Source organism: Acinetobacter sp. YH12136, assembly GCF_013418545.1.
GTDB lineage: Bacteria > Pseudomonadota > Gammaproteobacteria > Pseudomonadales > Moraxellaceae > Acinetobacter > Acinetobacter towneri.
Genome location: NZ_VPBV01000012.1, coordinates 14,442 through 27,842, shown reverse-complemented (window position 1 = coordinate 27,842; position 13,401 = coordinate 14,442). Strand labels below are relative to the sequence as shown.

General features: G+C 41.5%; 13 protein-coding genes. 6 read left to right on the top strand and 7 right to left on the bottom strand.

What is annotated here, in order from left to right; translation table 11 throughout:
- Positions 1-35: 35 nt before the first annotated feature.
- Both murU and FTU71_RS07135 read right to left on the bottom strand, forming a co-directional pair.
- On the bottom strand, positions 36-725 hold the full coding sequence (gene murU / locus FTU71_RS07140) for an N-acetylmuramate alpha-1-phosphate uridylyltransferase MurU (RefSeq protein WP_131261486.1): 690 nt from the start codon (positions 723-725) through the stop codon (positions 36-38).
- Positions 726-1,739: an aminoglycoside phosphotransferase family protein gene (locus tag FTU71_RS07135; protein WP_179997010.1), complete on the bottom strand. Its 1,014-nt coding sequence runs from the start codon at positions 1,737-1,739 to the stop codon at positions 726-728.
- 120 nt (positions 1,740-1,859) lie between these two features.
- Between FTU71_RS07135 and FTU71_RS07130 the strand changes: the two genes are divergently transcribed.
- Both FTU71_RS07130 and FTU71_RS07125 read left to right on the top strand, forming a co-directional pair.
- Entirely contained in the window at positions 1,860-4,307 is a 2,448-nt protein-coding gene (locus FTU71_RS07130) for an LPS-assembly protein LptD (RefSeq protein WP_180111753.1), read from the top strand.
- On the top strand, positions 4,307-5,605 hold the full coding sequence (locus tag FTU71_RS07125; protein WP_104851883.1) for a peptidylprolyl isomerase: 1,299 nt from the start codon (positions 4,307-4,309) through the stop codon (positions 5,603-5,605). Before FTU71_RS07130 ends, FTU71_RS07125 begins: the two co-directional genes overlap by 1 nt.
- A 169-nt stretch (positions 5,606-5,774) precedes the next feature.
- On the opposite strand, the gene hfq is transcribed toward FTU71_RS07125, so the two are convergent.
- The 4 genes from hfq to tsaE all read right to left on the bottom strand — a co-directional run bounded on the left by hfq (position 5,775) and on the right by tsaE (position 9,791).
- A complete protein-coding gene (gene hfq, locus FTU71_RS07120; RefSeq protein ID WP_104851882.1) occupies positions 5,775-6,296 on the bottom strand; it encodes an RNA chaperone Hfq in 522 nt (173 codons plus the stop codon).
- A 92-nt stretch (positions 6,297-6,388) separates the two neighbouring features.
- On the bottom strand, positions 6,389-7,333 hold the full coding sequence (gene miaA / locus FTU71_RS07115) for a tRNA (adenosine(37)-N6)-dimethylallyltransferase MiaA (protein WP_167845959.1): 945 nt from the start codon (positions 7,331-7,333) through the stop codon (positions 6,389-6,391).
- Positions 7,334-7,339: 6 nt separating this feature from the next.
- A complete protein-coding gene (gene mutL, locus FTU71_RS07110; RefSeq protein ID WP_154320806.1) occupies positions 7,340-9,322 on the bottom strand; it encodes a DNA mismatch repair endonuclease MutL in 1,983 nt (660 codons plus the stop codon).
- Complete coding sequence (gene tsaE / locus FTU71_RS07105) at positions 9,315-9,791, bottom strand: tRNA (adenosine(37)-N6)-threonylcarbamoyltransferase complex ATPase subunit type 1 TsaE (RefSeq protein WP_004976844.1); 477 nt, start codon at positions 9,789-9,791, stop codon at positions 9,315-9,317. The genes mutL and tsaE overlap by 8 nt, the downstream gene beginning before the upstream one ends.
- A gap of 216 nt (positions 9,792-10,007) precedes the next feature.
- Between tsaE and FTU71_RS07100 the strand changes: the two genes are divergently transcribed.
- The 3 genes from FTU71_RS07100 to FTU71_RS07090 all read left to right on the top strand — a co-directional run bounded on the left by FTU71_RS07100 (position 10,008) and on the right by FTU71_RS07090 (position 11,926).
- The gene (locus FTU71_RS07100; protein WP_180005924.1) at positions 10,008-10,922 is read left to right on the top strand and encodes a pseudouridine synthase; all 915 of its coding nucleotides are present in this window, start codon (positions 10,008-10,010) and stop codon (positions 10,920-10,922) included.
- Positions 10,923-11,032: 110 nt separating this feature from the next.
- A complete protein-coding gene (locus tag FTU71_RS07095) occupies positions 11,033-11,389 on the top strand; it encodes a type II toxin-antitoxin system RelB/DinJ family antitoxin (RefSeq protein WP_096901186.1) in 357 nt (118 codons plus the stop codon).
- A 93-nt stretch (positions 11,390-11,482) separates the two neighbouring features.
- Entirely contained in the window at positions 11,483-11,926 is a 444-nt protein-coding gene (locus FTU71_RS07090) for a GNAT family N-acetyltransferase (RefSeq protein ID WP_004976850.1), read from the top strand.
- A 101-nt stretch (positions 11,927-12,027) separates the two neighbouring features.
- On the opposite strand, the gene FTU71_RS07085 is transcribed toward FTU71_RS07090, so the two are convergent.
- A complete protein-coding gene (locus tag FTU71_RS07085; protein WP_104851878.1) occupies positions 12,028-12,750 on the bottom strand; it encodes a pseudouridine synthase in 723 nt (240 codons plus the stop codon).
- 159 nt (positions 12,751-12,909) lie between these two features.
- Here FTU71_RS07085 and FTU71_RS07080 point away from each other — a divergent pair, with 159 nt between their 5' ends.
- A complete protein-coding gene (locus tag FTU71_RS07080) occupies positions 12,910-13,365 on the top strand; it encodes a DUF441 domain-containing protein (protein ID WP_180111751.1) in 456 nt (151 codons plus the stop codon).
- The last annotated feature ends 36 nt before the right edge of the window (positions 13,366-13,401 follow it).

The window sequence follows — 13,401 nt, the reverse complement described above, 5'->3', positions numbered from 1 at the left end:
GCAGTCATAGGGGCGAATGCTTAGTGAATATGCACTTAAGCGTACACACCCTGCTGAATTTGTTGATCTAGCGTATTTAATCGTTCAGGAGTGCCAACATCCACCCAAACACCCTGCAATTTCTGTGCAGAAATTTTTTCTTGCTGCATGGCTTGTTTGAGCAATGGCGCAAGCGGACGTTTGCCCGATTCCAAACCGTTAAACATTTGCGGATGCATCACCGCCACGCCACTATAAGTCAGATTTTCACCTGAGCGTGCTTGCTCAAAAGTATAGGCTTTGTTTGCAGCCAAAGTGAAATCACCTTGCGGATGCTGCACAGGGTTTTCCACCAAAACCAAATGTGCCAAGTCGTCTTGAAGCTGCACATTTAATAGTGGCGCAAAATCCATGGTGGTCCAAACATCGCCATTCACCAATATAAAAGGTTCATTGCCCAATAATGGCAACGCATTGATGATGCCACCTGCAGTTTCTAAGCCTTCGCCTTCATGCGACCACAAAATTTTCACACCAAATTGCGAACCATCACCCAAAGCATCTGCAAGTTTTTCACCCAACCATGCCGTATTGATGACAATTTCCTGCACACCCATCTTTTGTAATTTTTCGATGTGCCACACAATTAAAGGCTTACCACCGACTTCCAATAATGGCTTAGGTGTATGCAACGTTAAAGGACGCATACGATTACCCATGCCTGCAGCAAGAATCATGGCTTTCATTTAGGCAACCACCTCATACTGACCATATTTGGCTGTAAATTTTGGCATTACTGTCGTGTGAATAAAGTGCATAAATGGTTGTAATTCTGAATAAGGTTTACTTTCTTCAAGTAAATACCACATTACGCGCGGTAAATCCTTGAGATAACCCGATTTACCATCACGCTCAAATAAACGCACAAAAATACCTAAAATTTTGATATGACGCTGAATCGCCATCATATCGGCATCTTTTTTAAATTGTTCAAAATCACGGTCTTGCTTAGATGCTGCCGGCAACAAGTCATAAAACATTTTAAACCAGCGATACACACGCTCAGCATTCCACTGTACATAAGCATCACGCGTAATTGAAATCAGGTCATAGGTGTCTGCACCAATCACTGCATCCTGAAAATCGATTACACCTAGCTCGGTATCATCATTAATTTTCATTAAGTTACGACTATGAAAATCGCGATGCACAATCACTTGTGGCTGAGCCAAAGCGGCATTGGCCAAAATTGCAAATGTACGTTTAATTAATGCACTTTCTTCAGCCGTTGGCTGAATCTGTAAGGCAGGCAATAACCAATCGGTGAGTAACTCCATTTCACTGATGAGTTTGTCATAGGAATATTCAGGGAAATGTGCCGTACCATCAATATCTTGTAATTGAATTAACTGCTTAAAACACTGCGCATAGTAGTCATCTACAGTCTGATCATTCAGCAAGGTAGATAATAAGACATCACCAAAATCTTCAAGCAACAAAAAGCCTTGTGTCAGGTCTTTGGCTACAATTTTTGGCACGCGCACGCCATGGGCAGCAAAAAATTCATCAATCGTCACAAAAGGACCACAATCTTCTTTTTCTGGTGGTGCATCCATGAGCATAAATGTTTTATTATTCAACTTGATTCGTGCGTAACGACGAAAACTTGCATCGCCTGCTAAAAAATGAGTTTCAAATTGATCTGAACCAAGTACAGATGTTATCCATGTTTGTATCAATTGTTCGCGTTGTGTATTCATTTGCAATAAATTCTAATACAGGCTGAGTTTTTAAAGTGCTAAGTGTAGCTACTTCTGCGCTTTTTCTCTATGATGCGACAATAATTAATTGCGATTAAGCATTCTTGGTTGATGAGATAAATGAAGCATCAGTTTAAATTTAATCCTTTAGCGACTGCGGTCTTAACTCTGTTATGTGGTCACTCTGTTTCCAGCTATGCGCAGACCACAGATCAGACTTCATCTGTCACAAATCTCAATAACCAGCAGCTTAAACACACCATTCAGGAAGCTTATCCTGGGCAGCAGTTCTTTGAGCAATATTATGTTGATAAAGCTGCACCTGAAGCACAACAACAATTTGGGCACACTCAAAGTTCTGCCTATTGTGAAGGTGCATGGCTAACGCCAATCAGCTCAAGCACCGTTGCCGTAGATGCTGCAGAAGCGACCTCTACCGTTACTGCCGATTATGGTCACTATGACCCAAATGGCGATTCCGTCTTGGAAGGCAATGTCCTGATTGACCAGCAAGGCCGTCAAATTCGCGCCGATAAAATTACCATTGATCAAACCCAAACCTTTGCCAAAGCCGAAGGTCGTGTACAAATGGCACAAGCTGGTTTACTTGCGCAAAGTGATGAAATTAACTACAACCTTAAAACTCAGCAAGGCGATTTAAATAACAGTTTTTATATTGCTGAAAAACAGCATGCGCATGGCATGGCAGAAAAAATTGCACGTACCTCAACCAATACCATGGTACTCAATAACGCCACCTACAGCACCTGCCCACCCGAGCAAGCGCCAACCTGGAAAATTCAAGCCAATGAAATTAAGCTGAATCAGGAAACGGGACGCGGTGAAACACGCGGCACCAAATTGTATGTGAAAAATGTACCAGTTTTAGCTGTACCCTACTTCAATTTCCCAATTGATGACCGCCGTACCACAGGTATTTTGACGCCTAGTTTTGGCTTTACCAATGATGGTGGTGTCGAGCTGTCTGTGCCTGTGTATTTAAACCTTGCACCGAATTTTGATGCAACCGTTAGCCCGCGTTATATTGCCGATCGTGGCGCGATGCTAGAAGGTGAATTCCGTTATTTAACTGAAAATTTTGGTTCAGGTAAAATTTGGGGCGGTTATTTAGCATCGGATGCCAAATATGTTGATCAAGACCGTAAAGATCTACATTTTTTACACGGCTGGCAAATTAACGAGCAATTTTCAACCAACCTAGAATATAACTATGCATCGGACAAAGACTACTTTGCCGATTTAAATAACAACCCGAACTCTAAAACCGACCTGAATTTACGTCGTGCTTGGGAGTTGAATTATCGTAACGGTATACCGGGTTTAAAAGCACAGCTCAAAGTTGAGGATTTCCAAACCCTGGATAAGACGATTCCATCTGTAGATCGCCCTTATGCACGCCTACCACAATTTTTATTGAACTATAAAACAGGTAATCCTCAAGGCTTCCAAGTCGAATTTAATAACGACACGGCTTACTTCCAAAAAGATCTAGCTGCGCAAGATGGGGAACCAAGTGGTACGCGTATTTATAATGACTTTGCAGTGCGTTACAACTACCGTAACCCGTGGTCATTTGTGATTCCAGAAGTATCGTTACGCAACATCAACACCTTCTATCATAAAGAAACTCTAAGTACAGACACGTATAAATCTTCAAGTAAAAGTGAGTCGGTTACTGTTCCGCAATTCACTTTAGACACAGGGATTACCTTTGAAAAAGATGGTCGCTTCTTGCAAACCATTACCCCGCGCGCGTTCTATGCCTATGCACCGTACCGCAATCAAAACGACCACCCAAACTTTGACTCTGCAACAGCTTCGATTAATTATGACCAGTTGTTCAGTCCAAACCGTTTCTATGGTCATGACCGTTTAGAAGACAACAACTTTTTGTCTTTGGGTTTAAACTATAGCCTATTTGATGAAATTGGTTTGGAACGCCTTAGAGCAGGAATTGGTCAAAGTTTTTACTTTGAAGATCGTCGTGTCACGCTGGATAATACCGAAGACGAATTTAATACGGAAAACCGTACTGGGCCAATTGTGAGCTTAACCAGTCAGCTAAGTCAAAACCTCAGTGTGGGTGCCAATGCTGCATGGATGTCAAATGGCGACAATGCACAGCGCAGTGTCAATATGCTTTACACGGGTGATCAAGGCAACTTATATAGCTTTGGTTATATTAACCGTCGTGTTATTCCAAACCGTCAAGATCATTATGATCAAGTTGTGGCATCGTTTATTCAGCCGATTCACAACAACTGGCGTATTTTAGGTCATGCGCAATACGACCTAGACCATAGCGTCGCCCGTGAATATTTGCTAGGGGTGAATTATGAATCTTGCTGTTGGGGCATTTCAGTCTATGGACGCTCTTACTATAACGACTTGGATGATGTGACGGATGCGGGCGTTAAACCCAAACGTGCCATTATGGCAGAGTTAAATTTAAAAGGTTTAGGCAGTTTCAATAATAAACTTGCATCTTTACTTGAAAACCGTATTTTAGGTTTTAATAAAATTAATCAATCTTGGACACAACGTTAATGAAAACAGAACAGTTAAAACGATTTTTAAAAGCATCAACCTTAGCACTTTGCATGACAGCAGCGCTGCCTGCATTTGCTGCGAATGATCAAATTGTGGCTGTAGTTGACAATAGTGTCATTTTAAAAAGTGATTTAGCGCAAAGCGTGGTTGAACTCAAACAACAACTTGAGATGCAAAAGCGCCCTGTTCCACCACAACACATTTTAGAACAACAAGCTTTAGAACAACTGATTGTACGCCAAGCGCAATTAGAGCAAGTCAAACGCTACAACATTAAAGCTGATGAAAAATCTTTAAATGAAGCAGTTTTAAAAGTTGCACAGCAAAATGGCGCAAACAGCCTAGAAACTTTTCAGCAAAAATTAGATAAATCTGCACCAGGCAGTTATGCGTTTTTACGTAACCGTATTGCTGAAGATTTGGCAATGAATCGCTTACGTCAGCAAGTCGTAATGTCACGTATTCAAATTAGCGACCAAGATGTTGATAATTTCCTGAAAACACCACAAGGTCAGGCTGCCTTAGGCAATCAAGTACATATTTTGCATGTGCGTGTTTCTGGAGCAGAAAATGCCGCACAAGTTGCGCAACAAGTCAAAGCTGAATTGGCGCAGAACAATGACATTCAAGCCATTAGTAAAAAATATACAGGCAATGGTGTAACCGTTCAGTCTGCAGACATGGGTTTACGTAACTTGACCGATATTCCCGCGGAACTTGCTGCACGTATTACGCCATTAGATGTGGGGCAAACCAGTGAACTGATTGAAGTCCGTGATGGTATTCATGTCGTAAAATTACTGGAGCGCAAAAGTACTGAGCAACGTGCACTAGTTCCACAATATCAAACTCGACATATCTTGATTCAGCCAAGTGAAGTCGTAAGCCCTGAAAATGCGAAACACATGATTGACAGTATTCACAACCGTTTAAAAGCGGGTGAAGACTTTGCAACCTTAGCAGCGACGTTCTCTAATGACGCTGGCTCTGCACGTGATGGCGGCAGTCTAGGCTGGGTGAATCCTGGCGTGATGGTGCCAGAATTTGAAAATCAAATGAAAAATACTGCAAAAGGTGAAATTAGCGCACCATTCCAAACCCAGTTTGGTTGGCATGTACTGCAAGTGACCGATACACGCCAGCAAGATATGACTCGTGAATACCAAGAACGTATGGCACGTCAAATACTAGGTGAACGCCAGTTTGATACTGAATTGGATAGCTGGTTACGTGAAACACGTAACAATGCTTTTGTAGAAATTAAAGACCCAAGCTTAGACCGCAAGAAAAACTAAGCTTAAGTTTTCTGCTATTTCCAAAATTAAAACCAGTGTAGCAACACTGGTTTTTTATGCTTTTTTACCATATGCACTTCATCTTAGCCACTACCAAAATACGACTTTGATAAAAAAACCATAGACATAAAAAAACCTCTCATTTCGAGAGGTTTTTTAAGAAGATCAATTAACGGTTGTTATCGTCTTCTGAAGATTCTTCAAATTTAGAATCGTTGTCAAAACCGCCAGTTGCTTGACCGCCACCGAAGCCACCTTGACCACCGAAGCCACCTTGACCACCGAAGCCGCCGCCTTGACCACCGAAACCACCGCCTTGACCACCAAAGCCACCTTGACTACCGAAACCGCCACCTTGACCACCAAAGCCACCACCTTGACCACCGAAGCCGCCTTGACCACCAAAGCCACCACCTTGACCACCGAAGCCACCGCCTTGACCGCCAAAGCCAGCGCCTTGACCACCAGCAGGTGCACCAGCAGGACGTGGATTACGTGCAGGAACAACTGTAGAAATTGCATGTTTGTAAACCATTTGGCTTACCGTATTTTTTAATAAAACAACATACTGGTCAAAAGATTCAATATGGCCTTGTAGCTTAATACCGTTCACAAGGAAGATAGAAACAGGAATACGTTCTTTACGGAGAGAATTCAAGAACGGATCTTGTAAAGTTTGACCTTTAGACATGTTATAACTCCAAAAATAATTAAAAATCAGCGCAAAAACTATCTCTATTTTTCAATTAAAAATTATAAAAAAGACAGTAGGTAAATTTTGCTTTATCCGTAACAGTTTCGCAAGTCTTCTTGAGCCTGCTTTATCGTAAAATATGTGTGAAATTTATGCGATTCTTGCAACGATCTGAGCCAAGTATATTGACGTTTCGCGAGTTGTCGTGTCGCGAATAGCGCCTTATCCTCCATTTCCTGCATTTTTTCGCGACTTTCATCACCGTTTTGCAAAAACTCTAAAGCTTGACGATAGCCAACTGAACGCATAGAGGGTAAATTAGCATCTAAATCGTAATTTTCAATAAGATGTCGCACCTCATTCAAAAAACCCATTTCCCACATAATCTCTAAGCGTTTTTGAATACGCTGATGTAATTCTACCCGATCAGGCATCAAGGCGTGGTTATGAAAAGTGTAACGATATGGTACATTTTTGGGTTGTTCCGCCTGAAGCTGGGTAATTGGCGTTCCTGTTAATTTATAAACTTCTAGTGCACGAATAATACGTTGTTTATCTGATACCTTAAATTTTTCACCCGCCAGTGCATCTACTGCACACAACTCTGCATAGACCGCTTCCCAACCTTCGCGTGCAGCTTTATCTTCAATTTCTGCACGGACGTCGTAATTGGCACTGGGTAAATTGGAAGATAGTCCTTCAAGCAAAGCTTTAAAATACAGCATGGTTCCACCCACTAAAATTGGGGTTTTGCCACGCGCGTGCATATCATCAATTAAGGCACAAGCATCTTCCACAAACTGTGCAGCAGAATAAACTTCAAGCGGGCTGATAATATCAATCAAATGATGCGGATAACGCGCCTGTTCCGCTTTAGTTGGTTTGGCTGTACCAATATCCATATCTCGATAAACTAGCGCAGAATCGACTGAAATCAGCTCAAAATGCCCCATTTCATACAGCTCACATGCCAAAGCAGTTTTACCGCTTGCAGTTGGTCCCATTAAATTGATGACCGGCAATTGATTTGACATGTAACGCTACTCTCCTCGAGCAAAAAGTTTATCTAGTTGTGCCAATGGAAAGGCACGCCAAGTCGGGCGACCATGATTACATTGGCTAGCAAATTCGGTTTGTTCCATTTGACGCAATAAGGCATTCATTTCAGAAAGACTTAACATCCGATGTGCACGTACTGCACTATGACATGCCATTCCCGCCAAAATATGATCACGCTTTTGCAGTAACGCCTGCGCTTCATCATTTGGGTCTAAATCATCAAGTAATTCAGGAATTAATTCGGCAAAATCTGCCTTATGCAAAATCGCGGGCACACCGCGCACAATGACCTGTTCATCGCCATATTGGTCTATTTCCAAGCCCAGTCGTGCCAATTGTTCTTTTAAATCATCCACCCGCATGGCTTGCATGCGGCTAATGCTGATAACTTTGGGGATCAGCAATTGCTGCGAAGTCCAAAACTCAGGTTTATCCCAAGCGGCTTTCATCTGTTGCAACACAATTCGTTCATGGGCGGCATGCATATCTACAATAATCAAGCCTTCACTGTTTTGCGCCAGAATGTAAATACCATGCAATTGCGCAATTGCAATGCCGAGCGGATGCTCATCCACCGCAGGTGTTGTGTTTGTTTGCGTAAGATTGGCTGAGTCTTGATCTAGATCACGTAAAGGCGCGAGATAGCTTTTTAAAGCATTGTTGAGCTGTTGCGAACCTTGATAATTACTCTGCACAGGTCGGTTATATTGAACTGTCTGCGGCTGACTCTGATTAAAATCGGTAAGTAACTCACTTCCCGCTTGTGAAGCGGGCTGCATCGTGTACGCATCTACTGCATCGTCAGCGGAATTGTAAGGATTTGCCTCGGCATGTTTGTGCAGTAAAAATTGTTCCTGATAACGCGGTTGCACCACATAAGGCGCAGCTTGTTCGATAGGATCGGCTTTCATGGCTGTAGCTAAATCTGCAGTTGCAGTTTGAAATTGCGCTAAGGTTTCTTTGGCGTAATGTCTTACAAACTCATGAACTTCTCGCTGATTTAAAAAGCGAATTTCATGCTTGGTCGGATGCACATTGACATCAATATTTTCAGGTTCTACTTCTAAAAATAGCAAATATGCAGCATGTTGATGTCCATGCAAAATACCTTCGTATGCCATACGCAAAGCATGGGAGATGGTCTTGTCTTTTACAATACGTCCATTCACATACACATACTGTAAATCGGCTTGTGAACGTGCATCGGAAGGATGCCCCAACCAACCCGATAAGCGCATGGTGACACTATCAGCATCAATCCAATAGGCATTTTCGACAAAGTTTCGTCCTAAAAGTTGCTGCACGCGCTGAAAACGCAATTCGCCACTGTCTGCAATGGGTAAATTCAGTTTAATGCTGTCGTTGTGTTCCAAAACAAAACGAATATCAAAATGTGTCAGCGCCAAACGACGGACAATTTCTTCAATATGTCCAAATTCTGTACCTGCTTTTTTCAGGAATTTACGTCGTGCAGGCACATTAAAAAATAAATCCTGCACCCGAATATGTGTGCCTTTTTGTGCAGCAACGGCCTGAATATCTTGATGGTCAAAGGCAGTGCCATTGACTTCAACCTGATAACCAACACCATCTTCAGTTTGGCTGCTGACCAAAGTCAAACGCGATACTGCTGCAATTGATGCCAGTGCTTCTCCACGAAAGCCTAAACTGACAATGGCATGTAAATCATCGGCCGTTTGAATTTTACTGGTCGCGTGACGAGTCACCGCCAAAGGCAAGTCTTCGGCATGAATGCCACGACCATTATCAATAATTTCAATGAGTGTACTGCCGCCTTGTGCCACACGAATAATCAGCTCGGTTGCACCTGCATCAATGGAGTTTTCTAGTAACTCTTTGACCACAGAGGCAGGACGCTCAATTACCTCACCCGCAGCAATTTGGTTGGCTAAGGCAGGTTCAAGCGTGTGGATCCGACGTAGATTTAACACATCATTAGGCATGATTAAATTGTTGCTCCAAAGCTTGTTGTAATGCAGCCGAAGACGAACTTAGCATTGCTGTACGGCTTAATTCATCTTCCGATTTTTTAATTTCAATGATCAGGTCTGCGGGCGGAATTTCATCGCCACCTTTTGATGGCCATTCAAATAAAAACAAGGCATTTGGGGTTTCTAAATAATCACGAATGCCCATCAGCTCTAATTCATAAGGATCATTTAAACGATATAAATCAAAATGAAAAATATCTTGTCCTTGTATTTGATAAGGTTCCACCAAGGTGTAAGTCGGGCTTTTAACCGCGCCCTGATGCCCCAAATGCTGTAGAAAATAACGCGATAAAGTGGTTTTTCCTGCGCCTAAATCACCAATTAAATAAATCACACCCGACCGAAAATGCGTTGCCAAAACCTGCGCCAGATTTTGGGTATCTTGCTCATTATTTAAAGCCAAATTAAATGAATACTGCATAACGCTCACGACATGATTCAAAAGACCAATTATGATAGCATCGCACTGCTTTAAAGCCTATGTACTGATGGATAAAACTGTGTAAATGTGGACAATTTATAACAAGTTTAGACAAGGCAATGAATCAAGATTGTTAAGCTTAGCACCCAAACTGCTTAGGCTATTTTCAATATGATGAAAAAGAAACTCTCCCACCTGAATATGAGCAATTTGCAGATGAAGTCGACTCATCCCAACACCTTTGTTCCACCCATGCTAGATGGTGTGAGCGCCAGCAAATTGCATTTACCCAAATTAAGCACACAGCCTGAATCAATTTTTCGTTATTTATGTGCCCAGTTTGCCCATATTTCTGCACAGGAATGGCTGCAACGCTTTGAGGATGGTCTGGTTTATGATGCCGAAGGCAAGCGTTTAAGTTTAGATACACCTTATAGCGCGCATCAGGATATTTTTTATTATCGTTTTTTAGCACATGAAGTTGCTGTGCCTTTTCAACATCAAATTTTATTTGAAAATGAACACTTATTGGTTGTAGATAAACCGCATTTTTTGACTATGAGTCCTACAGGACAATATGTGCAAGAAACCCTGTTAGTACGCTTAAAAAAACAAACACAGAATGAGCAGCTCACGCCTATTCATCGTTTAGACCGCGAAACTGCGGGTGTGGTGCTGTTTTCCAAACAACCAGAAACTCGGGCGGTGTATCAGCAATTATTTGCAGAACGTCAGGTGCAAAAAACCTACCATGCCATTGCGCCTTATCAAGCTAATTTGTCACTACCATGTACTGTGCAATTACGCATGGAAAAAGGTGAACCTTTTTATTTGATGCACGTCGTGGCAGGCACACCTAACAGCGAAACAGAAATTCGTTTGCTTGAACATAATCAAACATGGGCAAAATATGAATTAAAGCCTACAACAGGCAAGCAGCACCAACTGCGTGTGCATTTAAATAGCTTAGGTATTGCGATTAAGAACGACCCGTTTTATCCCATTTTACAGCACAAACAAGCAGATGATTTTTCTGCACCGCTACAATTGCTTGCCAAGCATTTAAGTTTTTTTGACCCGATTAGCCAGCAACAATTCCACTTTAGCGCACAGCAAGAATTGACATTGTAATATGTTTGTCATTACAAAATAGTGGATTTTCGTTGTAGTCATATTGAAATTACAAATGAATTGTTTACAATATTGCTAAAATTTAAATCTATTTCCTTCTATTAAAAATTATGAGAAAAACTGAAGTCTATCAAGTACGCTTGGACTCTCAAGAGAAAAAACAAGCCTTTGCTGTGTTTAAACAGTTGGGGATTACGCCTGCGCAAGCGGTACGTTTGTTTTTTAAGCAAGTCGTGCTGACTAAATCAATTCCCTTTTCAATTGAAAATCAGAATATTAATCTGGAACAATTGATTAAGTTACGCAAATTAAAACAAGAGCAAAAAGCAACGCTAGTGGATGCAACCCCAAGCAATGAAGCATCTGTAACTGGCAATAATAGTGTTGAAGATTTTGAACCGGATGATGAACATCTAGACTTGTTTGATGAACTCAATGCAATTTTGGGTGAAACTGACAAAAATTAACAGTGTTGCATTTTTAAACAATTCTTTAAAAATTTACTTTAAAAACTTAGCTATGCTTCATGCAAGGACAATAAAAAAGCATGGAGTATCGTAATGATTGTAAGACGTGCCACTTTAGAAGACTTAGACCAGCTTGCTGTATTGTTCGATGAGTATCGTCAGTTTTATGGTGCATCCTCGAATTTAAGCCTTTCAGCAGCATTCTTAAAACAGCGTTTTGAAAATCAGGAAAGTGTGATTTTCATTCATATCAAAGATCAAAAAATCACTGGATTTGTATTACTTTATTTAGGCTTTTCTTCGGTTGCCTGCTCGACCTACTATATTTTAGATGACGTTTATGTCACCCCTGTTTTTAGACGACAAGGTTCGGCCAAACAGCTCATTGATACTGCAATTTTATTTGCACGACATGAAAATGCGCTACGGATTAGCCTTGAAACACAAAAAAGTAATTACCAATCCCACCAATTGTATGAAAAGATGGGCTTTGTCAAAGATGATGAATTCCAGACTTATCACTGCTTTTTAAAATAGTCACCTGATCTGACGATTACGGCTTTAGGCAAAGGGTTTAAATTTAATCTGACGTAAGCCATTGATCATAAGCTATTGATGAAAGTTCAGCAGAACCTCATTTATTCCATACGGTTTTTTGCCAATTCGACTTGTTCAGGGCTTAAATACATCCATTCACCCACATCTAAAGCCAAATCAGTCAAGTTTAATGCACCAACTTGCTGACGATGTAATTGTTCTACTTTATTGCCCACTGCTGCCAGCATACGTTTAACTTGGTGATAAACACCTTGATGAATGGTCATCTGCAATTCATGTTCAGCAAGCTGTTGTACCTCTGTTGCAGCAAATGTCCCTGATTCATTGCGCAATGCGACACCCTGCTCAAGTTGCTGGATTTGTGTTGCATTAATCGGGTCTGCGGTGTGCATAGCATACACTTTTGCCACATGCTTTTTAGGATGGGTCAATGCTTGTAAAAACTGTCCATCATCCGTCAGCAATAACAGCCCTGTGGTGTCCTGATCTAAGCGTCCAACACACTGCAAACCACGATTCAGCAATACATCATCAAACAAGTCAAACACACTAAAATGATGGGTCGCCTGATGCGAACACTCATAGCCTTGTGGTTTATGTAAGGCGATATAGACCTTTTCACGATATTGATAATTTTCCCCATACACCGAAAATTGCAAAACCGTTTCAGGCGCAATTTTTATCGCGAATTTAGGATTGGTCTGGGTTTCGCCCATAATGGTGACTGCACCATTTTTAATGAGTTGTTGGCAATGTTTACGTGATCCAAAGCCTTGTGATTGCAACATTTTTTCCAACAACATGATGAGCGACCTAATGATAAAAAGTATAAATATATTTGCTGCTATTCTAAACCAAATACACCGTAAATTCTGAACACATTGCGTACCTTGCCCGCTTGTAGTTCAAAACAGTTACAATAACTGCACTTTTCCAATTTATTTCCCCTTTTATGGATCACCATGCTCTCTCAATTAGACCTTAACCTGATGGTGCTGATCGTTCTACTCGCATGCGGTATTTTTAGCCAAAATACGGCTGTGACCATTGCCGCAGCAGTACTGATTGTTTTTAGAATTACGCCGCTAAGTGAATTTTTCCCACTATTGCAGCAGCATGGCTTAAATCTGGGCATTATCATTCTCACCATTGGCGTACTGACACCCATTGCCAGTGGCAAACTTCCAGGCGAAGCAATTCTAAAATCTTTCCTGAGTTGGAAATCTTTACTTGCGATTGCAATTGGTGTTTTTGTGGCATGGTTAGGCGGGCGTGGTGTCAAGCTCATGACCAATCAGCCTGATGTGGTCGCAGGCTTATTGATTGGTACAGTCGCAGGTGTTGCTGTGCTACGTGGCGTGCCTGTGGGACCACTGATTGCAGCAGGAATTCTCTCCTTGTTTATTGGCTATTCTTAACATAGATTTAGGGACGCTTGGTTTAGATGGTTTTGC